18 protein-coding genes are annotated in these 23,350 nt (G+C 70.1%); 8 read left to right on the top strand and 10 right to left on the bottom strand.

The annotated features are described in order from the left end of the window. Positions 1-107 precede the first annotated feature (107 nt). The 8 genes from CRT23_RS09855 to CRT23_RS09820 all read right to left on the bottom strand — a co-directional run bounded on the left by CRT23_RS09855 (position 108) and on the right by CRT23_RS09820 (position 11,369). Entirely contained in the window at positions 108-1,619 is a 1,512-nt protein-coding gene (locus CRT23_RS09855) for a lipopolysaccharide biosynthesis protein (protein WP_103709543.1), read from the bottom strand. Further along, a complete protein-coding gene (locus CRT23_RS09850; RefSeq protein ID WP_245436099.1) occupies positions 1,616-2,989 on the bottom strand; it encodes a glycosyltransferase family 4 protein in 1,374 nt (457 codons plus the stop codon). The genes CRT23_RS09855 and CRT23_RS09850 overlap by 4 nt, the downstream gene beginning before the upstream one ends. After that, positions 2,986-4,245: a glycosyltransferase family 4 protein gene (locus CRT23_RS09845; protein WP_103709542.1), complete on the bottom strand. Its 1,260-nt coding sequence runs from the start codon at positions 4,243-4,245 to the stop codon at positions 2,986-2,988. The genes CRT23_RS09850 and CRT23_RS09845 overlap by 4 nt, the downstream gene beginning before the upstream one ends. Then, entirely contained in the window at positions 4,226-5,368 is a 1,143-nt protein-coding gene (locus CRT23_RS09840; protein WP_245436116.1) for a glycosyltransferase family 1 protein, read from the bottom strand. Before CRT23_RS09840 ends, CRT23_RS09845 begins: the two co-directional genes overlap by 20 nt. 44 nt (positions 5,369-5,412) lie before the next feature. Then, positions 5,413-6,519 carry a glycosyltransferase family 4 protein gene (locus CRT23_RS09835; RefSeq protein ID WP_245436115.1) on the bottom strand — a complete coding sequence of 369 codons (1,107 nt, stop codon included), beginning with the start codon at positions 6,517-6,519 and terminating at the stop codon, positions 5,413-5,415. A gap of 110 nt (positions 6,520-6,629) precedes the next feature. Beyond that, positions 6,630-8,828: a polysaccharide biosynthesis tyrosine autokinase gene (locus CRT23_RS09830; RefSeq protein ID WP_103709539.1), complete on the bottom strand. Its 2,199-nt coding sequence runs from the start codon at positions 8,826-8,828 to the stop codon at positions 6,630-6,632. A 12-nt stretch (positions 8,829-8,840) separates the two neighbouring features. Then, positions 8,841-10,028, bottom strand: coding sequence for a glycosyltransferase (locus CRT23_RS09825; protein ID WP_055949853.1), 1,188 nt, complete (start codon positions 10,026-10,028; stop codon positions 8,841-8,843). A 252-nt stretch (positions 10,029-10,280) separates the two neighbouring features. Continuing rightward, a complete protein-coding gene (locus CRT23_RS09820) occupies positions 10,281-11,369 on the bottom strand; it encodes an acyltransferase (RefSeq protein ID WP_103709538.1) in 1,089 nt (362 codons plus the stop codon). Between the two features lie 456 nt (positions 11,370-11,825). Between CRT23_RS09820 and CRT23_RS09815 the strand changes: the two genes are divergently transcribed. Genes CRT23_RS09815 through CRT23_RS09785 form a run of 7 tightly spaced genes read left to right on the top strand, consistent with a single transcriptional unit; the run spans position 11,826 to position 20,680 of the window. Then, on the top strand, positions 11,826-12,062 hold the full coding sequence (locus CRT23_RS09815; protein ID WP_245436114.1) for an acyl carrier protein: 237 nt from the start codon (positions 11,826-11,828) through the stop codon (positions 12,060-12,062). Continuing rightward, on the top strand, positions 12,059-13,222 hold the full coding sequence (locus tag CRT23_RS09810) for an acyl-CoA dehydrogenase family protein (protein WP_103709537.1): 1,164 nt from the start codon (positions 12,059-12,061) through the stop codon (positions 13,220-13,222). Before CRT23_RS09815 ends, CRT23_RS09810 begins: the two co-directional genes overlap by 4 nt. Further along, positions 13,222-14,190 (top strand): amino acid--[acyl-carrier-protein] ligase, encoded by a 969-nt coding sequence (locus tag CRT23_RS09805; RefSeq protein WP_103709536.1) that lies wholly within the window; start codon positions 13,222-13,224, stop codon positions 14,188-14,190. Before CRT23_RS09810 ends, CRT23_RS09805 begins: the two co-directional genes overlap by 1 nt. 4 nt (positions 14,191-14,194) lie before the next feature. Continuing rightward, positions 14,195-15,169 carry a DUF1839 family protein gene (locus CRT23_RS09800; RefSeq protein ID WP_103709535.1) on the top strand — a complete coding sequence of 325 codons (975 nt, stop codon included), beginning with the start codon at positions 14,195-14,197 and terminating at the stop codon, positions 15,167-15,169. Positions 15,170-15,178: 9 nt separating this feature from the next. Beyond that, positions 15,179-17,614 carry a glycoside hydrolase family 2 protein gene (locus CRT23_RS09795; RefSeq protein ID WP_103709534.1) on the top strand — a complete coding sequence of 812 codons (2,436 nt, stop codon included), beginning with the start codon at positions 15,179-15,181 and terminating at the stop codon, positions 17,612-17,614. Then, positions 17,604-19,400 carry an alpha/beta fold hydrolase gene (locus CRT23_RS09790; RefSeq protein WP_103709533.1) on the top strand — a complete coding sequence of 599 codons (1,797 nt, stop codon included), beginning with the start codon at positions 17,604-17,606 and terminating at the stop codon, positions 19,398-19,400. Before CRT23_RS09795 ends, CRT23_RS09790 begins: the two co-directional genes overlap by 11 nt. Further along, complete coding sequence (locus CRT23_RS09785; RefSeq protein WP_103709532.1) at positions 19,397-20,680, top strand: hypothetical protein; 1,284 nt, start codon at positions 19,397-19,399, stop codon at positions 20,678-20,680. The genes CRT23_RS09790 and CRT23_RS09785 overlap by 4 nt, the downstream gene beginning before the upstream one ends. A 10-nt stretch (positions 20,681-20,690) precedes the next feature. Here the strand turns inward: CRT23_RS09785 and CRT23_RS09780 are convergent, their stop codons facing one another. Continuing rightward, positions 20,691-20,960, bottom strand: coding sequence for a PilZ domain-containing protein (locus CRT23_RS09780; protein WP_245436098.1), 270 nt, complete (start codon positions 20,958-20,960; stop codon positions 20,691-20,693). A 36-nt stretch (positions 20,961-20,996) separates the two neighbouring features. Next, the gene (locus CRT23_RS09775) at positions 20,997-21,275 is read right to left on the bottom strand and encodes a hypothetical protein (RefSeq protein ID WP_103709531.1); all 279 of its coding nucleotides are present in this window, start codon (positions 21,273-21,275) and stop codon (positions 20,997-20,999) included. A 308-nt stretch (positions 21,276-21,583) separates the two neighbouring features. On the opposite strand from CRT23_RS09775, the gene poxB reads away from it, so the two are divergent. Further along, complete coding sequence (gene poxB / locus CRT23_RS09770) at positions 21,584-23,344, top strand: ubiquinone-dependent pyruvate dehydrogenase (protein ID WP_103709530.1); 1,761 nt, start codon at positions 21,584-21,586, stop codon at positions 23,342-23,344. The last annotated feature ends 6 nt before the right edge of the window (positions 23,345-23,350 follow it).

The following is a 23,350-nucleotide window of genomic DNA, read 5'->3' as shown; positions in this document are numbered from 1 at the left end:
ACCCTCCGAGAATACGCCGTGCACCCGGCGGGGGCACGCCTCCGACCATGCGCCCACTCTCGCGCGCAAAGGTTTGCGAAGCGTGCAGGCGGCGGAACGCGCCCGGCTCAGCCGCCGCGGCGGACGAAGAACCCGAGCGCCGCGCGGACCGTGGGACGCAGGAAGACCAGGGCGAGGGCGCCATAGGCCACCATGCCCAAGCTCACGCAGGCGAACAGGCCGAGGCGGTCGCCGAGGGCCGCATGGATCGGCTCCTGCATTAGGAGCACCAGGGCCGCCATGGCGCCGGCGCAGGCGGTGGCGGGCAGCAGCACCCCGACGAGACCCCCGTTGCTCACCGGGACGAAGCGCCCCGCCCGCGCGACGATCAGGGGCGAGAACAGGTAGGCCCGGACTACGTGGCCGATGACGAGGGCCGACAGGCCGAACGGTCCGGTGAGGATCGCCGCCACGGCTCCGATCCCGAACTGGACGCCGGCGAGCTTCAGGGCGGTGCCGCTGCGGCCCAGGGCTGTAAAGATCATCCACAGCATGGAGGTCACGACGAATTCCGGCGCCAGGAGCGCGAGGATGCGCAGGACCGGCGCCGCATCGTGCCACTGATCGCCGAACAGGAACGGGATCAGCGTCGGGGCCACGGCCGCCATGCCGAAGAAGGCCGGCAGCGCCAGGAACGCCGAGGTCCGGGTGAAGTCGTGGAAGGCGGCGGCGAGGTCGGCGGGGCGATCCTGCAGGCGAGCATAGGTGGTCAGCCCGACGGCCGAGAACGGGATCACCGCGACCTGGCTCACGAGATCGATACAGCGCCAGGCGAGGCGCAGGTGACCGACATCGGTGGTGGACAGGAAATAGGCGGCGATCACCTCCTGGCTGCGGATTGAGAACACCAGCAGCAGGTTGGTGGAGAAGACCCGCGAGCCGAAGGCGAGCTGGCGCCGGGCCGCTGCGAGATCCAGGCGCCGGGCCGGGATCCAGGGCATCGCCGCCCAGGTCAGGAGCGTGGTCGCTCCGGTGGCGACGAGGCGCTGGACCACCAGGCTCCAGACTCCGTAATCCGCGAGCGCCAGGGCCAGAGCAGCGGCGCCCCCGAGGATGTTCGCGCCCAGCGCCCGCAGGGCGAGCTTGCGGAAACCGAAGCTGCGCTGAAGGCGCGCCTCGTGGATCGCGCCCAGGGCCGAAATCACGAAGCAGGCGGAGAGCGCGCAGAGGGCGGGACGCAGTTCGGGCAGGTCGAGCAACCAGGCGATCGGCCAGGAAAGGCCGACGAGGGCCGCCGCGTAGACGACGCTGGAGGCCAGGGTCACCCAGAAGGCCGTGGCGGCGAAGGCCTCGTCGAGGTCGGCCTGCTGGACCACCGCATCGGGCAGGCCGCCGCGGGCGACGATCTGCAGGATGTCGATGAAGACGGCGGCGACGGCGACGAGCCCGAACTCGGCGGGCTCGATCAGTCGGGCCAGGACCAGGAACACCCCGAAGCTGAGCACGACGTTGCCGACCGAGGCCACCGCCACCCACCGGGCCGCCGCGAAGGAGCGGCCGGAGACGTCCGGCTCGTCGGTGACACCGAGGGAGGCCGGTGCGGTGGCGGCCTGCCCCGGAAGCAGTGCGTTGGCGCTCACGCGCGGTCGGCCCGGCGCTCGTCCACAAGCTCGGCGTAGAGGTCGAGATACTTCTCGGCCACGCGCTCGGAGGTCGATTCGCGGATGACGTGCTGGAAGCTGCGCTCGTCCGGCAGGTCGACGCGACCGCGGGCGATCACGGCCCGGACCCGGTCGGCGAGTTCGGCCGCGTTGCCCGGCGTGAACAGCCACGCGGCGTTGTCCTCGCCGATCAGCTCGGGGATGCCGCCCGAGGCCGCACCGATCACCGGCACGCCCATGACGTAGGCCTCGTAGATCGTCCGCGGCGAGGGCTCGGCCCAGAACGAGGGCACGATGAGCACGTCGATCTCGCTGAGGAAATCGGCGGGCTTGGCCCAACCCACGAACTCGATCGGCAGGCCCTCGGCCTGCGCCCTGAAGCGGTCGATCGAGTCGTCCATCGCCTGGCCGGCCACGAGACAGCGCCAGTCGCCGGGTCCGACCGCACGGAATGCGTCGACGAGGGTGCCGACGCCCTTCTCGACGTTGATGCGGCCGAGATAGCCGAACGTCAGCGGTCGGCCGGTGCGGTCGATCCGCCGCCGCGCCTCGGGATCGCCATCCGGTACAGTGCAGGAATAGTAGATGACCCGGCGGCGCTCCGGCGCAAGATGGCGGAACAGGCCGTGATCCACGTGGGTCTTCAGGATCTCGGTCCCGACGCTGACCACGGCCCCCACCGCCCGGTTGGTGATTTGCTTGGTGGCGTTCACCACCTTGCAGCCGAGGTGCCAGTGCGTGCAGGGCTTGCCGTGCCGGAACATCGCGGCATTGCCGCAGATCAGGTCGTATTCGCAGACCGTGTGAACGATCGGGATGCCGCGCTTGGCCGCCTCGCGCCAGACCAGGGTCGAGACGTCGAGCAACGAGTGCGTGTTGACGATGTCGGGCCGGAAGTCGTCGAGGACGCGGCCGAACTCGGCGGCGATGGCGAAATTCCACTGCTGCTTGAGCTTGGCCCAGGTGCGGCCGACCCGCGTCGCTTTGGGCCAGTCCTCCAGCCAGAAATCGTTGTTGTGGGCCATGCGGTAGACGGTGACGCCGTTGCGCACGGTCTTGGGCTCGGCCTCCCGGGCGATGCAGGCCGCCGCCACAATGTGACCGGCCGTGACCAATTCCTCGGCGAGGTGCTCCACCGAGCGCTCGGCACCGCCGACGATGTAGGGCGGGTAAAGCGCGCTGAGATGCAGGATGCGCAGCGGCCCGGTGGCGGCGATCCGCGCGGCGCCCTCCACGCCGCGCGCTGCATGAGCCGGCGCAGCGGTCGGCGCCAGCGGGGCGCGGGCGAGGCCCGAGGCCGTCATCGGGGCAGCGGCCATCTCGGAAGCGGTCATCACGGAAGCGGTCATGGGCGACACTCGTCGAGACGCGGAGGCTCGGAGAAGGCCACCGGCGGGAGAGGATGGGGGGAGGCCGCGACGCCAGCGCGAACGGCGGCGTAGAGTGCGAGATAGGCGGCGGCGACGGCGTCGGGGTCTGTGCCCGATCGAACGGCTTCGGCACGGGACAGACCGTCGGAAAGGCACTCCGGCGCGGCCACGACCCGCGCCATCGCGGCGGCCAGGGCGGCAGCATCGCCGGGAGGGACGAGCCAGGGACCGGGGCCGACCTGCTCGTTGATTCCACCCACGGCGGTACCGATCACCGGCACGGCGCGACCGTAGGCTTCCGCCACCGTGCGGCCGAACGCTTCCGGCCAGACCGGCGAGACGACGAGACAGTCGATGGCGTCGAGGAAGGCATCCTTGTCGGCATACCCGGCAAACGTTACCGGCAACCCTTCGGCCAGGGCACGGTATCGCTCCAGTCCATCCGCCGCGCGGCCGGCGATGACGAGGCGCCAGCCCTCGGGTGGCAGGTGGCGGCAGGCCGCCAGCAGCACGTCGGTGCCCTTCGAGGCCTCGATGCGTCCGAGGGAGCCGAACACGACCGGATCGCCGGACCGGCGCGGCTGGCGTGCGGAGGGACCGCCGGGGGCGATCGGGTTCCAGATCACCTGGCGGAGCGGGTGGGGAATCGCGGTGAAGAAGCCGGCGGCCAGGTGCCGGTCCAGGATGTCGGTGCCGACTGCCGCAACCGCGGAAACCGCGCGCTGGCACCGGCGGTGGGGCTCGGCGTAGAGCCGGCACTTGAGGTGCTGGCCGACGCAGGCCCGTCCGTGCTTCGCCATCGCCCCGTTGGTGCACAGGCTCGTGAAGTCGTGAAGCGTGTGGACCACCGGAATGCCGAGGCGCCGGAGCATCGGCCAGACGGCCGGGGTGATCTCCGAGATCGAGTGGGTGTTCACAACATCGGGAGCGAAGTCGCGGACCGCCGCCTCCATCCGGCTCAGCGTCTGCCGGTTCCACTGCGTGGCGAGCTTGTAGCGGAGGCGGTCGAGGCGTCCGTGCCGCGGCCAGTCGAGACTGTGGAAGGGCGTACCGTGTCCGGTCCGGTAGACGGTGACTCCGTCCTGCAGGGTCGGGGCCTCCCACCGGCGCGAGGCGCAGGCCACCGCAACGGCATGGCCGAGGCCGGCCTGAACCCGGGCCAGGGTCTCCACCATCAGTTCGGCGCCACCGACCTGCTCGGGGGCGTAGAGAGAGCTAAGGTGCAGGATGCGCATCCGCGGCCTCCCCGGCGGGCATCGGGCGGGCGGCGTCCTGCAGCGCCTCGCTCAGCACGCCCTCGTAGCGCCGGGCGGTCTCGGCCCAGTCGTAGCGGCGGGCGTTGGCGTGGCCGCGCACGATCAGGTCGGCACGCAGGCCGGGCTCGTGCAGGAGGCGGCGCAGGGCCGCGGCGAGCGCGGCGGGATCCGCGGGATCGAAGGTGAGCGCACCGTCCCCGGCGATCTCGGGCGTCGCCGAGCGATCCGAGCACAACACCGGGCAGCCCAGGGTCTGCGCCTCGAGCACCGGCAGGCAGAATCCCTCTGCGAAGGAGGGCACGCACAGGCAGAGGGCGCCCCGGTAAAGGCTGGCAAGGCGATCCTCGCCGATGCGCGACAGGCGCGTCAGCCGCACCGGCGCTCCCGCCAGGGCCGCCGCGAGGGTCTCCTGCGGGTCCTCGCCCACATGGACGATGGCGAGGTCGGGATGGGTGTGGGAGGGCGCCGCGGCCGCCCGCGCCAGGGTGGCAAAGTTCTTGTTGTGGGTGGCATTGCCCACCGCCAGGACGTAGGCGCCCCGCGTGGCTTCGGGCGCGACGCCGCTCGATGCCGACGCATCGAGCATGGCCGCGGAGGGCGCGGTCCGGACCCTTTCGCGCAAGGAGGGGTAGAACTGCCCGAGGCTGTCCCGGGTGGTGTCCGAGACCGCGATCACGCGGGCGCTGTTGCCGAGAACTAGCCGGAAGATCAGGTCCGTCGTGAGCGCCTCGCGCCACCCAGTGCAGTCCGGGAGTGTGCGGAAGTAGAGGTCATGCACGACGCTGACGCGAGCCCGGCCCCCGAAGGCCGCACCGTAGGGATCGGCGTTCAGCACCACGTCGATTCCCTCGGCCCGGCAAAGGGCCGGGACGGTGACGGCCTGGCGCAGGACATCGAGGACCATCAGGCGCGGGCGCGGCACCGTCAGGACCGCGACCCGGTCGCGGATCGCTTCGGGCAGTTGCGTGCGGGTCCAGGGCGAGCGCAGGACGACAGCGACGTTGCCCCGGTCGAGCAGCCCGGCAATTACCCGGAAGGCGACCAGCGCCACGCCGGACGGGCGCCCCCCGTGCTGGCTCGGCATGTTGACGAGAACGCGCATCATCGTGGCTCGGCAGCTTCGGAAGAGGGGATGGCCTGTATGCGTCACGCGCGGGCGGCGACCTGGCGGATCAGGGCGGCGAGGTCGTCCTGCATCCGGGCGGCGCCGTAGCGGGCAAGGGCTCGCTCGCGGGCCAGACGGGTGCGCTCCGCGAAGGCCTCCGGGCGATCCAAGATCTCGCTGAGGGCGGCGGCGATGCGATCGGGTCGACGGGGCGGCACCAGGGTGCCGAGGGCTCCGCCGTCGAGGATCTCGCTGGAGGCACCGGCATCGGTGGCGACCACCGGCACGCCGGCCAGCATCGCCTCGACGAGAGTCCGGCCGAACGGCTCGGGATCGACGGAGGGATGGACCACCGCATCGACGGCCTGCATCAGGCGGGGCACGTCGCTGCGCTGGCCCAGGAACAGCACCCGGTCCGAGACGCCGCGGGCCGCCGCGAAATCGCGCAAGGTCGCCGCGTAGGCCTCCTCGCCGAACAGGGCCGAGCCCACCACCACGCAGCGCAGGCCCGGCACCACTGCGAGCGCCTCGATCACGACGTCCTGCCCTTTCCAGGGCGCGAGACGGCTGAACACGCCAACGAGGGGACCGACCGGCAGGCCGAGTTCCGCGCGCAGTTCGGCCGCGGGGCGCGGGTCGGGGGTCAGGTCGAGGCCGTTCGGCACCACCGTCACCCGATCGCGGCGGCCGCCGGCCTGTACGAACGCCTCGGCCGCGGCCCGCGAGGGGACGACGACGCGCGCCGCGCAGGCATTTGCGAGCCGGGCCTGGATGATCCGCTGCGCCCGGCCGAAATGAGCGCCGTCGAGGATGTCGTGCAGGTGCCAGACCAAGGGGCGACCGACGAGGCGCGCGGGCAGGGCCGCGAGCAGGAAAGCTTTCTGGGAATTGGCATAGACCACGTCGCAGCCACGCGCCGCCCGGGCGAGGTCCCACGCCAGACGGGCGAGGCGCCCGAGCACCGGAAGGGCGTGCAGCGGGGAGGCATCTCGGCGCAAGCCTGACAGATCGGCGCCCGGTGCGGCGAGACGGATCGTCAGGCCGGCCTCCCGTAGGGCATCGGCGAGGGGACCGCCTTCGAACAGGAACGCCTGAGAGTCCGGCCAGGCCTGGACGACGTCCCGCAGGACGAGCTCGGCTCCGGACATGGTGCCGGTGTGGCTGACGAACAGCACCCGGGGGTAGGCCGCCCGCGTCTCGATCGGAGGCGCGGCGGGCGCGAGTTCGGACACGACCGCGGTGGAGAGCACCCCGGCCATCAGGCGGCTCCCGCGCGATGCGGCAAGGACAGGGGCATCGCCTCGTAGGCCGGCTGGCCGCCGGACTTGACCATCGTCATGGCGATGCCGAGGACGGCGCCGCCAGCCTTGCGCAGGCTCGTCACGGTCTCGATCGTGTCGGACAGCTGCGAGCGGCCCGCACGGGTGCAGCAGAGCACGCCGTCCACGTGACGGGCGAGCATGCAGGCATCCATCAGCAGGCTGGTCGGCGGACTGTCGAGGAGCACGAGGTCGTAGCGCCGGCTCCAGCGCAGGAGGTTCGCCATCCGGTGATTCATCAGGAGCTCGGTCGAGTCCGGCGTCGGGACGCCGGCCGGGATGACGTCGAATCCGTCCTTGGCGATGACGGCCGCCGCCGCGTCGATCTCGCCGCGCAGGACGCCGGCGAGGCCCGGGCTACGCCCTAGACCGAGGGACGCCTCGAAGTTAGGCCGGCGCAGGTCGCACTCGATCACCAGGACGCGGCGGCCGCTCGCGGCGCTGAGGCCGGCGATCGCGAAAGTCGTGAAGGACTTGCCCTCGCGCGGCTTGCCCGAGGTCACCAGGACCGTGCGCGAGCCGTCGCCCCCCGCCAGGAACAGGTGGGCGTGGAGGGTCCGCAGCACGTTCCGCATGCCGGGGTCGGCCTTCGCCCGCTGGAGGGCTTCGGCCAGGGGGAGTTCCCGGCGCCGGTCTGAGAGACGGCCCATCAGGCCGCCGCCATCCAGGCAGGGCAGTTGAGCAAAGACCGGAGCGCCGGTGCCGGCCACCAGCTGGGCGGGCGTGCGGACCCGGCGGTCGGCGAGGTCGCGCAGCAGGGCGACGCCGGCGGCCAGCACCGTCGCCAACACGACGGCACCGGCGAGGAAGGGCACGGGCTTGGGCGAGAACGCCTCCTGCGGCACTTCGGCGAGGCTCACCAGGCGGGTGCTGCCGGTGAGGATGCGGCGCTCGGTCTCCAGCTCGCTCGCCCGCTTGACGAGGTCGGCGTAGCGCGCTCGCTTGATCTCCGCGTTGCGGACCATGCCCTCGATCGAGGCTTCGTCGTCCATCGCGGCGGCCGCCTCGGACTTGGCGCTGTCCATCTGGGCGCGCAGGGAGCGCGCCAGGGTGTTCGAGGCCTCGTAGGTCTTGCGCAGGCCGTCGGCGACGTTGGCGAGCTCCCGATCGATCCGGGCGCGCAGGCTAGCCTGCTCGGTCTGCAGAGCGCGAACGGTCGGGTGGTTCGGGCCGAGCAGAGTGCTCTGATTGGCGAGTTGGGCACTGACCCCGCTGATCTGCTGCTTCAGGTCGCCCACGGCGCGGCTGGCGAGGACCGCCGGGGCGCTGTCGGAGCCACGGCGCCGGTCGGCCTCGATCTCCTTCAGGCGTGCGGCGGCATCTGCCTTGGCCGCCTCGGCGGCAGCGAGCTGCTGGCTGATCCCGGTGAGGCGCTCGGCGCTGATCGGACCGGTCGCGCCCTTCACAAGCCCCTTGCGGCGGCGGAAGGCCTGGATGCGTGCCTCGTCGTCGCGGATCGAGGCGTCGAGCTGCTTGATCTCGGTGAACAGCCAGTCGGTGGCCGCCTTGCGGCTCGAGGCCTGCGCGTTGCGCTGGTCTTCCAGGAAGGCGTTGATGAGGGCGTTGGTCATCGTCTGCGCCACCTCGGGCAGCGGCGACTTGTAGCCGATGGCGATGACGCGCGAGCGGCCGGCGCTGCCGACCATGTAGCGCTTCTGCAGATACGCCACGAGCGCGTCGCGATCCGAACCGAGCTTGGCGCAGACGGCATTCTTCTTTTCCGTGATCCGGTCGGGGTGCCCGCGGGTGACGGTCTCACGGCACTCGGCCATCACCGCCTCGGCGAGGCCGCTCTCGGCGGCGAGGCGCATCATGCGGGGCGAGCGGATCACCAGGATCTGGCTCTCGAGATCGGCCGGGTCGCCGAGCTTCTGGATCCAGGCCATCGAGGCGTTGCTGGCGCCCGGCTCGGGCTCGGCCACGATGACGGAGCCGGTCGCGACGTACTGGGCCGGCGTGCGGATCAGAATGGCCACCGCGAGCCCGAGGATGGCGACGAAGATGGTCGCGAACAGGACGCGGCGGCGCCAGATCTTGAGGAGAGGCGCCATGAGGGCGCCGCCGCGCTCGCGGTCCTGCTCGGGGACGCGCCCGGCGACCGGCGCGCGATCGGGCATGTCGAGGGTGAGAAGGGACATGCGCGCCGTTCCTCAGGACACGGCTTCGAAGCGGGGAACAGCCTCGAGCCGAGGGAGGGTGCGCAGGCGTGGCTCGCAGGCGGCGCGATGCATCGTGAGCTGTTCGTCGACGAAGCGCGAGAATCGGATGCGGAACAGCTCGGCGGAGAACGGCTCCGCCTGGTTCCGGCAGGCCTCGCGGGTGAAACTGTCCTCTTGGCGGATGAAGTCGCAGACGCAGGACGCGATGGCATCGGGCTCGGGCGTATCGAAGAACATGCCCGTGCGGTTCGGCCCCCGCACCAGCACGGTCTCGCGGGCTCCTCCGCGACCGAGGGCCAGGACGGGCGTGCCCTCCGACTGGGCCTCCACCACGATGATCCCGAAATCCTCCTCGGCCGCGAAGACGAAGGCGCGGGCAGTGGCCATGAGGCGGCGCAGCTCCTCGTCGGAGACGAACCCCGCGAAGGTGACGTTCGGCGTCGCGATCGCCTTCAGCCGCTCGGCCTCCGGACCGGTGCCGGCGACCACGAGGTTGAGGCCGGGCAACTGTGCGAAGGCGCGCACCACGGCCTCGACGTTCTTGTAGGGCACGAGGCGGCTCGCCACCAGGAAGTGGTTCCCGCGGGGCCCGTCGTAGCGCTGACTGGACAGGGTGACGGGCGGAGGGATCACCTCGGCGCCACGGCCGTAGACCTTGTGGATCCGCCGCGCCACGAAGCCGGAATTGGCGATGATCGCGTTCGGCCCGGCCGCGGTGCGGTAGTCCCACAGACGCATCCGGTGGAGGATGAGGCGAGCAAGCAGGCCCTTGAGGCCGCTCGCGCAGCCGCTCTCCCGCAGGTAGGTGTGCTGCAGATCCCAGGCGTAGCGCATGGGCGAGTGGACGTAGGACACGTGAAGCTGGTCCGGTCCGGTGAGCACGCCCTTGGCCACCGCGTAGCTGCTCGAGATGACGAGGTCGTAGCTCGACAGGTCGAATTGCTCGATGGCGAGCGGCATCAGCGGCAGGTAGTGCCGGTGCCGCGTACGCACGAAGGGAAGGCGCTGGATGAAGCTGGTGCGCGCTTGCGTGTAGCCAAGATAGGCCCGGGCGGACTCGGGCAAAAAGTCGAACAAGGTAAAGACATGCGCCTGAGGATAGATCTTCAGCAGTTGGCGAAGCACCTGCTCGGCGCCTCCGACCACGTATAACCAGTCGTGAACGATCGCTACGCGCATCCGAACCATCCTCGCCGGCATGCCGGACACAGAGAATCTCCGCCGACGGGCGGCAAGACCACCGACCCAGGAGAGAATTCTCTCTTCGAACTTAAATACTATGATCGATCCAGGTGTTAAAGCAGCGTCACAAGCGATTATTACTTACAGATAATGCTCTACGGATGCTATTATCGAAAATCTCGTCACCCGTCTTAGGTTTTTATTAGGGATCCGGGTAGGGGGCGGTCGCGCGAAGCGGCTTTTATCCAGTCATAGAGGAACGGGCCCGGGAAGTGCTGCAGGACGTGGGCTCCCGTCGCACACCCGCCGCAAGGCGGCTCCGATGGGCCTTTCCACGCAGCGGAACAGCCATTCCGCGAGGAGCACGGAGGCGCTGAAGGCCAGGACGAAGATCAGCGCGACGCGCTGGGGACCGGGCGCCACCAGAATGGCCGCCGCCTTGGCGCTGACGTGCAACATAAGGTTGTGGATAAGATAGAACGCATAACTGGCGTTCCCCTGCGAGAAGAGCCAGCGCGCGCGCAGGACGATGCCGCCCTGCTCCAGCAGAAGCAGCGCGCCGACCGCCAGCACCGCCGCACTCCCCCAAATGAGCGGACGCAGGAAACCCGTCATCTCCAGATCGGCGCCGAGGGCCCCCGCGACGACCTGGCCACCGAGGATGAGGGCGCCTGCGACCCCGAGGGCGGCGCCGGCTGTCCGCCGAACGGGAAAGCCGGGCGTGGGCGTCCCCAGGCGGAGATAGGCGTACCCGAGAGCCGCGCCGGCGACGAATTCGAGCACGATCGGCTTCGTGTAATAGGCCCAGTAGAGCCCTGGCACAGGCGCCAGGCCGAGAAGGACCACCGCGCCGAAGGCTGCGGCGAGGCCGATCAGTCGCGCCCGCACGCCTGCCAGCATCAGCAGGCCAGCGAAGCCGGCATAGAAGAACATCTCGTAATTGAGCGTCCAGCCCACCGAATTGAGGGGCTCGACGTAGCCGCCCCGCGAGAACGGCAGGAACAGCAGTGACTGCACCACATAGTCCAGCCGCAGCTCGACGATGCCGATCGGCTTCAGTCCGGCAAGCGCGATCAGCGCCAGCGCAAGGGTGACGAGCCAGTAGAGGGGCACCACCCGGATCGCCCGGCGGAGTAGGAACCCGCCAGGGCTCTCACGCCGACCAGCCGTGCTCACGAACATGATGAAGCCGGACAGGACAAAGAACACGTCCACGCCCGCCGCTCCGAAAGCCAGGGCGTCAGGCCTCGGCAGGATGGGGCCCGCGTACAGTCCGAAATGCGTCAGGAAGACCGCGTAGGCCGCCAGGGCGCGCAGGATCTGCAGGTTGTAGATCATCTCTCGCCGAAGGATCGCGTGCGTCCGCCGAACCGGAGCGGACCCCGAACAACGCCTGATCATCAAACTTGAGCGCTAAACGGTTGGCAAAGTCACGTCATTCCAGGCATTATCCTGAATAATTGCGCATTTCGTCAATCATCGTCAGAGTTTGTTCATCACATTATCAGGTGTTTCACCCGTGCGCTGAGATTGACGGCGAATTGTTTAGGAGGGCGGTCTTACGAAGAGATCCGGGAAGGGCGCCAACTGCAAGGATCTGCGCGAAGATCAAGAGGCTGCGCCAAGGTTCGGCACGTGGGTGAGCATCAGAAGGCCCTTAGCCGGCAAGCTCAATTGCATACAACAGAGGCCGGTATTTACCATTGCGCTCCTTGTTATTTGACAATTCATTCGGCTGACCAGTACATGAATCAGTGCTTAGACAGGAGCCGTACCTTGGTCACATCCCAGGACATCCGCCAGATCCTCGCAACCAATGAGGCGCTGGCCCCGGTCGCCGAACAGATCGGCGACGACGACAGCCTGTTCGATCGCGGCCTCGACTCGTTCGGCTCGGTCCAGCTGATGCTGGCCCTTGAGGAGCGGTTCGGCATCGAATTTCCGGACGAGTTCCTAACCCGCAAGTCCTTCGCGTCGATCGCTGCGATCCGCGAGACCGTGGCCACCGTCCTTCGTCCCAAGGCCGCATGAGCACCGTGGCCCAGCGCGGGCAGCGCGCGGCGGCAGTCGCTGCGCTTCACGCCGACTCGGTCGACCGCGACGGTCGCTTCCCGCTGGAGGCGGTCACGGCCCTCAAGGCGGAGCGCCTGCTGGGACTACAGATCCCGAGCCAATTCGGCGGCGAAGGCGCGGGGCTGAGAGAGATCGCGGACCTGTGCAGCACCCTCGGGCAGGCGTGCAGCAGTGCCGCGATGGTGTTCGCCATGCACCACATCAAGGTCGCGAGCCTCGTGACACATGGGCTAGACAGCGCCTGGCACTGCCACCTGATGGAACAGATCGCCCGGGAGCAGCTCCTCGTCGCCTCCTCGACCACGGAAGCTGGAATCGGCGGCGACCTGCGTACCAGCTTCTGCGCCGTCGAGACCACCGGCAGCGTCTTCGCCCTCGGCAAGGACGCCTCCGTGATCTCCTACGGGACGCAGGCGGACCTGATCCTCGCCACCGCCCGACGTCACCCCGAAGCCGCGGGCTCCGACCAAGTGCTGGTGGCCCTGTTCGCCGACCAGATCTCCCTGGAGCGCAAGACCGTGTGGGACACCCTCGGCATGCGCGGCACCTGCAGCGACGGCTTTCGTCTGGAGGCGCGGGATATTGCCGTCGAGCAGATCCTGCCCAAGCCCTTCGCGGAGATCGCGGCCCAGTCGATGCTGGCCTCTTCGCACCTCCTGTGGAGCAGCGTCTGGTTCGGCATCGCCAACTCCGCCGTCGACCGCGCCCGCACCTTCGTGCAGGCCGAGGCCCGGCGCCAGCCGGGACAGGTGCCGCCCACGGCCCTGCGCCTCGCGGAAGTTTCCAACACCCTCCAGGCGATGCGGGCCGCCATCGTGTCGGGGCTCCGCCGCTACGAGGACGCGCAGGGTGACGCCGACACCATCGGGTCGATCGGCTTCTCCGTCATGCTCAACAACCTGAAGACGACCACCTCCGAGATGGCCGTCGATATCGTGCAGCGCGCCCTCTCGATCGTCGGCCTCGCCGGCTACAAGAACGGCACGCCCTTCAGCCTCGGCCGGCCACTGCGCGACATCCTGTCGGCACCGCTGATGATCGGAAACGACCGCATCCTCGCCAACACCGCCAAGCTTCTGCTCGTGCAGAAGGGCGGCGGCCAGCTCATGAGCGCGTGATGGACTCGACCTTCTCTCTTCCGGCAGATTCCGGAGCCGCCGAGATCTTTGACGATGCCTCGGGCGCCGTCCCGAGCTTCCTCGACCGCCTGTTCGACCAGGGCCTCCTGGTGCGCACCGGCATCGACGGCCTCTACGGCCGCAGCGGCGCCTTCGAGAGCGTCGTCGACGCCCTCGAACGCCTGATCAGCCGACTCGGTGCGACGGATAGCGCGGAGGTGATGCGCTTTCCCCCCGCAATGAGCCGGCCGGCCTTCGAGCGCAGCGGCTACCTGAAGGGTTTCCCGAACCTCGCCGGCACGGTGCACAGTTTCTGCGGCAACGAGGCGGAGCATGCCGAGCTTCTCGCCTGCGTCGAGGCCCGGAACGACTGGACTGGTCACCAGCAGGCGACGGACATCGTGCTCACCCCCGCGGCCTGCTACCCCCTCTACCCGGCCGCCGCAGCGCGCGGCCGTCTGCCGGCAGAGGGTGGCCTGTTCGACCTGCAATCCTATTGCTTCCGGCGCGAGCCCAGCCTGGAGCCGACCCGGATGCAGCTCTTCCGGATGCGCGAATTCGTCCGCATGGGTAGCCCTGAGCAGGTGCTGGCCTTCCGCGAATCCTGGCTCGCCCGCGGCAGCGAGATGATCCGCAGCCTCGCGCTGCCCCTGGCGATCGACGTGGCCAACGATCCTTTCTTCGGCCGGGCCGGTCGGATGCTCGCCAACAACCAGCGCCAGCAGAACCTCAAGTTCGAGCTGAACGTGCCCGTGAACAGCGTCGAGAAGCCGACCGCCTGCCTCAGTTTCAACTACCACCAGGACCATTTCGGAACGACCTGGGACCTGCGCCAAGCCGACGGCAGCGTCGCCCACACCGCCTGCGTCGGCTTCGGCCTGGAGCGGATCACCCTGGCGCTTCTGCGCCATCACGGCCTGGACCTTGCCGCCTGGCCGGATTCCGTGCGCACCACCCTTTGGGGTTGAGCTGGTGACCGCCGCACTTCTCCGGCCGGCGCCGGGGCTCGGCCCCGCGATGCCCTGCGCGCCGCATCCGCTCCATGGAGCTGACCGCAACTGGCCGGAGACGAACTGCTATGTCGACCTCTGGATCGAACTCCTGCACGGGCGCGGCCTCGTGCCGGAGGCGATGTTGGGGTTCACCCTGCGGCAGGATTTCGAGGGCGATCAGTTCACGTTCTTCAAGCCACAGGCAGCCGATCTCGAGCGGCTCTATGGGCTCGAGGTGCTGGAACTCGCGGTCTACGACACCCTCGAAGCACAGGCGCTGCTCCAGGTCCGGCAGGGCCGGCCGGTGCTGGTCGAGGTCGACGCGATCTACCTGCCCGACACCCAGGGCACCACCTACGGCCGGGAGCACGGCAAGACCACGATCGGCATCCTGGCTCTCGACCCGGACACACGGGAGCTCGACTACCTCCACAATGCCGGGCGCTTCCGGCTCTCCGGCGACGATTATCATGGCCTCTTCGGATCCGCCGTGCTGCCGCCCTACGCGGAGTTCGTGAAGGCGGTCGCCCCTCCCATGAGCCCGGCGGAGTTGCCGGACGCCGCGCTCGACCTGCTCCGACGCCACCGCGACCGGGCGCCAGGGCACAACCCGATCCTGGCGTTTCGCGACACTCTCACGCGGACGGCACCAGCCCTGGTTCAGCGCCCCCTCGGGATCTTCCACGCCTACGCCTTCAACACCACGCGCCAGCTCGGCGCGAATTTCGAGATGCTCGCGAGCCATCTCGCCTGGCTTGAGGCGGCGGGTACGGGGCGTTTCGCTCCCGCCTCCGACGCGGCCTCACGCCTCGCCGTCGAGGCCAAGGCCTTCCAGTTCCAGCTTGCCCGGGCCTTTCACCGCCGCGGTGCCGACGGCCTCGCAGCGCGTCTCGACCGGCTCGCGGCCACCTACGCGGACGTGTTCGCGGCCCTCGACCGCGCGCTCGATCGATAGGGACGGATCATGGCCCGGATCCGGTCGATAGACGGTGTCGTGCCGCAGGCCGTGGACGGCCCCTGGCGGCTCACGCTGACGCCTCCCGGTGCCTGGACCGGGCCTGGCGACCTCTCGGACACCGCCGACTGGATCCCCGCCCCGGTGCCCGGTACCGCCGCCGCAGCCCTGCGGGACGCCGGACTCTGGTCCGAGGCGACCCCGACGCCGATTCATGATCAGGACGTCTGGTACCGGAGTCCGCTGGCCCGCAGTGGCCCCATCCGCCTGCGCTTTGAGGGCTTGGCGACGCTCGCCGAGGTGTGGCTCGACGGCGTGCCCGTTCTGGTCTCACGCTCGATGTTCGAGGCTCACGAAGTCGAGGCCGATCTCCGGCCGGGGACCGAGCTGGCCCTCTGCTTCCGGTCGCTCAAGGCGGAGCTCGACCGCCCGTCGAAGCGCGGCCGCTGGCGCCCCCGGATGATTACTCCGGGCTCCCTGCGCCACGTCCGCACGAGCCTCCTCGGGTTCATGCCGGGCTGGTGCCCGGAAATCGACCTCGTGGGTCCCTTCCGCCCGATCACAGTGGAGCCCCAGCACCTCGGTCTGATGGAAGCCGACCTTCGGGCCATCTATGATGGCGACGCAGGCCGGCTCTCGGCGCGCCTTCGGATCAGCGGCCACCCCGCGTCGGTCACGCTTCGTTGCGACGGGCGGGCGATCGTCCTGACGGAATCCGCGCCCGGCCTGTACGCCGGAACCCTGTCGCTGCCTGGCATTGCGCCCTGGTGGCCCCATACCCACGGCACGCCCCACCTCCATGCCGTGAGCGTGGAGGTCGACGGCACGACCATCGATCTCGGCCGGACAGGCTTTCGCACCCTGTCGCTGACACGTCCCTTCGCAGAAGGTCTGGCCCTCGCCGTCAACGGCGTGCCGGTGTTCTGCCGCGGCGCCAATTGGACCCCGTCGGACCTCGTCGGCCTCGGGACCGAGGAGTGCGGCACCCTCGTCGACCTCGCGCGCGAGGCCGGCATGAACATGCTGCGCGTCCCCGGCACCACCCTCTATCCCGCGTCCGAATTCTACGACCTCTGCGACGCCGCCGGCATCCTCGTCTGGCAGGACCTGATGCTGGCGAATTTCGATTATACGCACGACGCCGCCGATTTTACCGACGCCCTCGCGCGCGAGGTGACGGGCGTGCTCGACCGAGTTCAGCTCGCCCCCTCCCTCGCCGTGATCTGCGGCGGCAGCGAGGTCTGGCAGCAGGCGGCCATGCTCGGAGCGCCACGGACCGTCTGGGCCGACGCCTTCGGCAGCGAAACGTTGCCAGGGCTCGTCGCCGACACCCGTCCCGACCTCGTGGTGGTGCCGAACTCGCCGTCAGGCGGCGACCTGCCGTTCTCGCCGAGCGCGGGCTGTACCCATTATTACGGCGTCGGTGCCTATCGTCGGCCTCTTGAGGATGCGCGCCGGGCCGAGGTGGGCTTCGCCAGCGAATGCCTCGCCTTCGCCAACCTGCCGGAACCGGCGACGCTCGGGCAGCGACGGCCCGCCGATCCGCTCTGGACGCGCGGCATCCCCCGCGACCGGGGCGCCGACTGGGACTTCGAGCAGGTGCGCGACCACTATGTCGGCCTGCTCTACGGGGTCGATCCCGCCCCCCTGCGCGCCGACGATCCCGAGCGCTACCTCGAACTCGGCCGCGCTGCCGTGGCCGAGGTCATGGAGCAGACCTTCGCCGAGTGGCGCCGAGCGCGCTCTCCGACGGCCGGCGGCCTCGTCTGGTTCCTGCGCGACCTCGGACCAGGCACCGGCTGGGGCGTGATCGACTGGACCCAAGCTCCAAAATCCGGGTGGTACGCTCTGAAGCGGGCCTTCCGTCCGGTTCAGATCACCCTGTCGGACGAGGGCCTGGGCGGTCTATACATCCATGTTCACAACGAGACCGCCGGGCCTGTGGACCTGCGCGTCGCACTGACCTTCGCGGACCGAACCGGCAAGGTCGCGGCGCGGGCAGAGCGCGGGATCACGCTCGACCCGCGCGCCTCCCTGACCCTCTCCTCGGCCGAGATGCTCGGCCGCTTCTTCGATGCCACCGACAGCTACCGCTTCGGCCCCCGCATCCACGACGTGGCACATGCCCGTCTCACCGATACGGACGGCGCGGTCGTCGCCGAGAGCTTCCACTTTCCCGGCACCCGGCCGGTCACCCCCGAGGCGATCGGCCTGCGGGTCGAACCCGTGGCGGGTGCATCCGTGCCGACCCTGCGCGTCGGAACCGACCACCTCGCCCTCGGTGTGACCGTACGGAGTTCCGCGGCGCGGCCCTGCGACAGTGGCTTCCACCTAGCGCCGGGGTCGGACAGGCTGGTTCGCTTTCCCGGTTGCCAGCGGCTCCCGCAGGGCATGGTTGCGGCCCTCAACAGTAGAGAGAGCGTGAGGTTCGGTCATGACGCGTGAGGTCCGCCACCAGCATGGGACGAGCGCGGCGCCCGACGCCGCCGTGCCGGTGACCTTCGACGACCTGTTCGGGTGGATCCACCCGGCCGCGGGCCGGCGTGGCGTGGTCCTGTGCGGCGCCTTCGGTTTCGAGCAGATGGCCGCCCATCGCCCCTGGCGTGCCCTGGCGGATCGGATCGCCGCGGCCGGCTGCCCGACCCTGCGGTTCGACTATCCGGGGGAGGGCAACTCTGGCGATCCAGCCGAGGCGCGGGTTTCGGCCAATGTCGCGGCAATCCGCCGGGCAGTGCAGCTCCTGCGCGAGACGACCGGCGTCACGGAGATCGTCCTCGTCGGCCTGCGTCTCGGCGCCAATCTGGCTCTTCTGGCGGCCCAGGAGGAGGCGGTCGACCGCCTGGTCCTGCTGGCACCGGCCGTCACCGGACGCGCCTATCTCCGCGAGATGCGGCTTCGCGCCCGGACAGTGGGCGGTGTCGCGGGGGGTGTGGCCCCGACGGCGGATCCGGACGGCCTGTCCGTCGGGGGCTTCCGCATGGATGCGGCCTTCCTGGCCGATGTTGGCGCCCTCGACGCCACCGCGATCCCACGTGCGCCGGCGCCGCGAACCCTCCTCCTCGCCCCGGAAACCCGGACGCTGGCGGGACGCCTAACGGCGCTCGGCAGTGCCGTCGAGACGGGACCACTGCCGGGCCTTCCGCTCCTCGTCGGCGACCCGATCTTCGCCGAGGTCCCTGAGGCGGATTTCGATCGCATCACCGCTTTCGCGACGGACGGCGTGACGATCGCCGGACCCGCGATCCCCCTGCATCTCGGCCCGGCGCGCCTCGCCAGCAGCGACTGGTCCGAGACACCTGCCCGGTTCCAGCCGGACCTGTTCGGCATCCGCTGTACGCCGCGTCGGCAGGATCCGGGCGCGCCGACAGTGGTGTTCGTCTCGACCGGCATGACCGTGCATTCGGGCTGGGGCCGGCAGACCACGACACTCGCCCGCAGACTCGCTACGGACGGAGTTCCCTCCCTCCGCTTCGATCTCGCCGGCATCGGCGACAGCGGCCGCCGGTCGGATGGCCGCAAGCCGCCCTACGCCCCCGACGGGTTCGCGGATGTGGGCCGGGCCCTCGATCACCTGGCCGAGGTCCGAGGACCCATCGTCCTCGTGGGCACTTGCAGCGGCGCCCATGCGGCGTTCCAGGCCCTCTGCCGCGACGCGCGGGTCGATGGAGCGCTCCTCGTCAACCTCTACTGCTTCGATTGGGACCCGGACGAGGATGTCGACGCCGCGATCCGCCAGACCTTCGGCAGCACCGGTACCTACGCGGCGCTGCTCAAGCGGGGTGCGACCTGGCGGCGGCTCCTGCGCGGCGAGATCCACGTGCGGGCGATCGGTGCGACCCTGGCCAAGCGCAGCCTCGCGGCCGCCGTGCGGCGGCTGCGGCGCCTCGTAAACCCAATCTCCCCCGGCGGCTCCGTCGCCCGACGGGTCGCGCGACTGCGGCGACGGGGTGCCGAGATCCGCCTCGTCTATAGCGCCGGTGACCCCGGGCTCGCCGCCCTGCATCGCCATCTCGGGCGTGCGCCCGGTCGGGCGGATCGGCGTCTCGGCGCGCCCGTGGCGATCGTGCCGGAGGTCGACCACAACTTCAGCTCGCCCGCGGCCCAGGCCCTGCTCGGGCATCACCTGCGCGACCTCCTGCGGGCGGTTCAGGAGGCTCAGGCGTTTCGCGTTGAAGCGCGCAGCCTCGTCGAGACCGATTCCGGAGCCACCATTCTGGCGAGCCTGGCGTGAGCCGGCTCACCCGCCGGGCGACCCTGGCCCTGGCGGCGGGGGTCTTCGCACCGCGGGTCGTGGCCGCGCCCGCGCCCGTGCATCGCTGCGAGGACCTGATCGATGCCATCGGCATCAACGTGCATCTCGGCCATGGCGGCTCGCCCTACGTCGCGCGCTTTGCCGAGTGCGCCGCCGCCCTCGACGACCTCGGCCTGCGTCACCTGCGCGACGACATCGTCCTCGTCGGCACGGAGCCCTCCGGGCAGTTCGAGCGGATCGCCGGTCTCGCCCGCCGGGGCTACCGCTTCAGTCTGGTCTTCTACGACGGCCTGACGCCCGGTCCCCGCGTACCGCCGGAGCGCTTCGCCGAGATCGCCGACTGGGCCGAGGACGGGCTCGTCGTCGTGGAGGGCGGCAACGAGCCGCCGGTGGCCGCGCGGCCGGGCCTTGCCCGCCTGTCCGCGGATCATCAGGCGGCGCTGTTCCGCACCGTGCGGGACACCCCGCGGCATCGCACCGTCCGGGTTGCTGGGCCGAGCTACATCCAGGCCAACATCGCCGCCGCGGAGAACCTGTCCGCCTCGGTCGATCTCGCCAATGTCCACGCCTATCCGGGGATGGAGCATCCCGAGACCCGAGGCGCGGGCAGTCTCGGCGGTTTCGTCGCGGCCGTTCGTCCGGTCTTCGGCTCCGCGCCGGTCATCGTCACGGAAACGGGCTATCACACGGCCCTGGCCACCCGGAGCGCCCACCTGCCGGTCTCGGAAGCCGTCCGCGCCCGCTACCTGCCGCGCCTGCTCCTGTGGAGCTACCTGCAGGGCGTGCGGCGGACCTATCTCTACGAGCTGATCTCCGCCTTCGACGGGGGCGAGGCCGACCCCGAGAGCCGGTTCGGCCTCATCGCCCATGACGGCACGCCGAGCGCGTCCTTCGCGGCCGTGCGAAGCCTGATCCGCCTGTTCAACGGCCGCGCAGAGGAGGCGCGGGCGTCCCGGGACCGCATCGGGGTGGTGCTGCCGGTGGGCGTGCCCGATCTCGTGGCGGCCAGCTTCGCGCGGGCGGACGGCGCCCTGCTGGTGCCGGTCTGGCTCGGGCTCGACGGCTGGGATCGGAACGCCCGGGCGCCCCGCCCGGACAGCGCGCCGCGCACCGTGGACTTGCACCTTTCGAGCCCGCCCCGGCGGTTGCGGCTGCACCGCTTCGGCGATGACGGCGTCGTCGGCGTCACCGCGCTGGCGCCAATGCAGGCCTTCACGGTGGCGGTCACCGACCGCCTCGCCGTGCTCGAGATCTGGTAGTCCGCCGGTCCTAAGGGGCCGATTCGTCGACGAACTGGATGCCGATCTCACCCTGCTTGCGCCAGGCGACCCGGGCCGGGCGACGCTCGCCCTGCATCTCCAGGAGCAGCGTGAAGCGGTCGGGAATGCCGACCACGCTGGCGACCCGGAGGCGGGCGCCGGACGGGGAGCGGTTGCGCAGGGTGCAGTCGATCACGCCGCCACCGTGCAACGCGATCTTGCCTGCCAGCAACGTGCGGGAACGGGGCTCGGATCGTCTCTCTTCCATCGGGAGTGCCATGTGGTTGTGGTCTGAGCGAAGGTAAGTCCTGAGTGGTTACGACCCGGTAACAACGATGCCCGGGGCGGATCGGCATCGAAACGGCGCACCGATCATGTCCTGGGTGGGCCAGACGATGTGGAAGACCTTGCGACTGTTCAGCGGTGTGGCCGTCGGCAGGCAGGGACGCGGCACCGAGGCGGCATCCGGCCGGGTGATCCTGACCCCAATCCGGGAGACATCATCGACCCGGCAGGCGATCTTCGCGCGTGCGTCGAGGGTGAGGCGGCCGGCGTGATCGGACCGGATCCAGGGCGCGGCGCGGCGGTCTTGCATGGGACGGATCTCGAGACCGATCGGACATCGCAGGATTCGGACGTCGCAGGATTCGGATATCGCAGGATTCAGGGGGCCGTGCGAAGAACGGCCTAACCGGGTCGCTCAAATTGCCTGTACCCCGCGAGAAAGGCCGCAACGCGGACTTCCGGGCGGGAAAACCGCGCCGGGTATACGGCGGAGGTCGTGTCGAGGTCGCGCGACGGGCCAACGCCCCCGGGTGACAGCTGTGCACGGGACACAACCCTCGGCTGGAACCGGGGGGTGCGACGTCCCGTTCGGCAGGAGGACAACCGGAGCCGAGCGCCATGAAGATCGTCACCGTCGCGGACCTCATCGTCGACACCCTGGATCAGGCGGGCGTCCAGCGGATCTACGGCATCGTCGGCGACAGCCTGAACGCGCTGACCGAGTCGCTGCGGGCCCGGGGCACCATCGACTGGGTCCATGTCCGGCACGAGGAGGTGGCGGCCTTCGCGGCGGGAGCCGACAGCCAGCTCTCGGGCAAACTCGCGGTCTGCGCCGGGTCCTGCGGGCCGGGCCATGTCCACCTGATCAACGGCCTCTACGATTGCCACCGCACCCGCACCCCGGTGCTGGCCATCGCGGCCCATATTCCCTCGTCCGAGATCGGCTCGGGCTACTTCCAGGAGACGCATCCGGGCGAGCTGTTCCGCGAGTGCAGCCACTACTGCGAGATGGTGGGCGACGCCTCCCAGCTGCCGCAGGTGCTGGAGAACGCCATGCGGGCGGCGATCGGCCTCTCCGGCGTCGCCGTGGTGATCATCCCGGGCGACGTCGCCCTGATGGACGCGCCCACCCGCGGGGTCGCCCCCAATGCGGGGCTGATCCCGCCCAGGCCCGTGGTGCGGCCGGCCGAGACCGAGCTCACCGCGCTGGCCGACCTCCTGAACGGCTCCGAGCGGATCACCCTGCTGTGCGGGCGCGGCTGCGCGGGGGCCCATACCGAGCTGCTCCAGCTCGCCGAGGCCCTGAAGAGCCCGATCGTGCATGCGCTCGGCGGCAAGGACGTGGTCGAGTACGACAACCCCTACGACGTCGGCATGACCGGGCTGATCGGCTTCGCCTCGGGCTATGCCGCGATGATGTCCTGCGACACGCTGCTGATGCTCGGCACCGACTTTCCCTACCGGCAGTTCTACCCGCAGGACGCGACGATCGCGCAGGTCGACATCCGCCCGGGCCAGCTCGGGCGCCGGTGCAAGCTCGACCTCGGCCTCGTCGGCCACGTGGACGACACCATCCGGGCCCTGCTGCCGAAGCTCACGGTCAAGACCGAGCGCAAGCATCTCGACGCCGCCCTGAAGCACTACGCCAAGGCGCGGGAGGACCTCGACGACCTCGCCACGGTCACGCCGACCCGGAGCTGGTTCGGCCTCAAATCCGGCCCGCAGCCGATCCACCCGCAATACCTGACCAAGCTCGTCAGCGAGGCGGCCGACGACGACACGGTGTTCACGGCCGATGTCGGCACCCCCACGATCTGGGCGGCGCGCTACCTCAAGATGAACGGCCGGCGCCGGCTGATCGGCTCCTGGGTGCACGGCTCGATGGCCAACGCCATGGCGCAGGGCATCGGCGCGCAATCGGCCTATCCCGATCGGCAGGTGGTCTCGCTCTCCGGCGACGGCGGCTTCACCATGCTGATGGGCGACCTCCTCACCCTGCGCCAGCAGCAGCTGCCCCTGAAGATCGTGGTCTACAACAACGGCACCCTCGGCTTCGTCGAGCTCGAGATGAAGGCCGCCGGCTACATCGAGACCGGCGTGTCCCTCGACAACCCGGACTTCGCCGCCATGGCCCGCGGCGCCGGCATCCATGCCGTCCGGGTCGAGGACCCGGCCGAGCTGGAGGGCGCCGTGCGCGAGGTGATGGCCCATCCGGGGCCGGCCCTCCTCGACTGCGTGGTGGCCCGCCAGGAACTCTCGATGCCCCCGAAGATCGACGGCAAGCAGGTGAAGGGCTTCAGCCTCTACGTCCTGCGGGCGGTGATGAGCGGGCGCGGGGATTCGGTGCTCGACCTGGCGAAGACGAACCTCCTGCGCTGAGGCTCG

This window comes from Methylobacterium sp. V23 (assembly GCF_002917135.1).
Classification (GTDB): domain Bacteria; phylum Pseudomonadota; class Alphaproteobacteria; order Rhizobiales; family Beijerinckiaceae; genus Methylobacterium.
This window is presented reverse-complemented; position numbering and strand designations above follow the sequence as displayed.

Excerpts from the sequence above, each read along its gene's own strand:
- CRT23_RS09805 (WP_103709536.1), top strand. The coding sequence starts at position 13,222 with ATGGACTCGACCTTCTCTCTTCCGGCAGATTCCGGAGCCGCCGAGATC.
- CRT23_RS09795 (WP_103709534.1), top strand. The coding sequence starts at position 15,179 with ATGGCCCGGATCCGGTCGATAGACGGTGTCGTGCCGCAGGCCGTGGAC.
- CRT23_RS09790 (WP_103709533.1), top strand. The coding sequence starts at position 17,604 with ATGACGCGTGAGGTCCGCCACCAGCATGGGACGAGCGCGGCGCCCGAC.
- CRT23_RS09845 (WP_103709542.1), bottom strand. The coding sequence starts at position 4,245 with ATGCGCATCCTGCACCTTAGCTCTCTCTACGCCCCCGAGCAGGTCGGT.
- poxB (WP_103709530.1), top strand. The coding sequence starts at position 21,584 with ATGAAGATCGTCACCGTCGCGGACCTCATCGTCGACACCCTGGATCAG.
- CRT23_RS09835 (WP_245436115.1), bottom strand. The coding sequence starts at position 6,519 with ATGTCCGGAGCCGAGCTCGTCCTGCGGGACGTCGTCCAGGCCTGGCCG.
- CRT23_RS09820 (WP_103709538.1), bottom strand. The coding sequence starts at position 11,369 with ATGATCTACAACCTGCAGATCCTGCGCGCCCTGGCGGCCTACGCGGTC.
- CRT23_RS09840 (WP_245436116.1), bottom strand. The coding sequence starts at position 5,368 with ATGCGCGTTCTCGTCAACATGCCGAGCCAGCACGGGGGGCGCCCGTCC.
- CRT23_RS09825 (WP_055949853.1), bottom strand. The coding sequence starts at position 10,028 with ATGCGCGTAGCGATCGTTCACGACTGGTTATACGTGGTCGGAGGCGCC.
- CRT23_RS09830 (WP_103709539.1), bottom strand. The coding sequence starts at position 8,828 with ATGTCCCTTCTCACCCTCGACATGCCCGATCGCGCGCCGGTCGCCGGG.
- CRT23_RS09850 (WP_245436099.1), bottom strand. The coding sequence starts at position 2,989 with ATGACCGCTTCCGTGATGACCGCTTCCGAGATGGCCGCTGCCCCGATG.
- CRT23_RS09775 (WP_103709531.1), bottom strand. The coding sequence starts at position 21,275 with ATGCAAGACCGCCGCGCCGCGCCCTGGATCCGGTCCGATCACGCCGGC.
- CRT23_RS09780 (WP_245436098.1), bottom strand. The coding sequence starts at position 20,960 with ATGGCACTCCCGATGGAAGAGAGACGATCCGAGCCCCGTTCCCGCACG.
- CRT23_RS09810 (WP_103709537.1), top strand. The coding sequence starts at position 12,059 with ATGAGCACCGTGGCCCAGCGCGGGCAGCGCGCGGCGGCAGTCGCTGCG.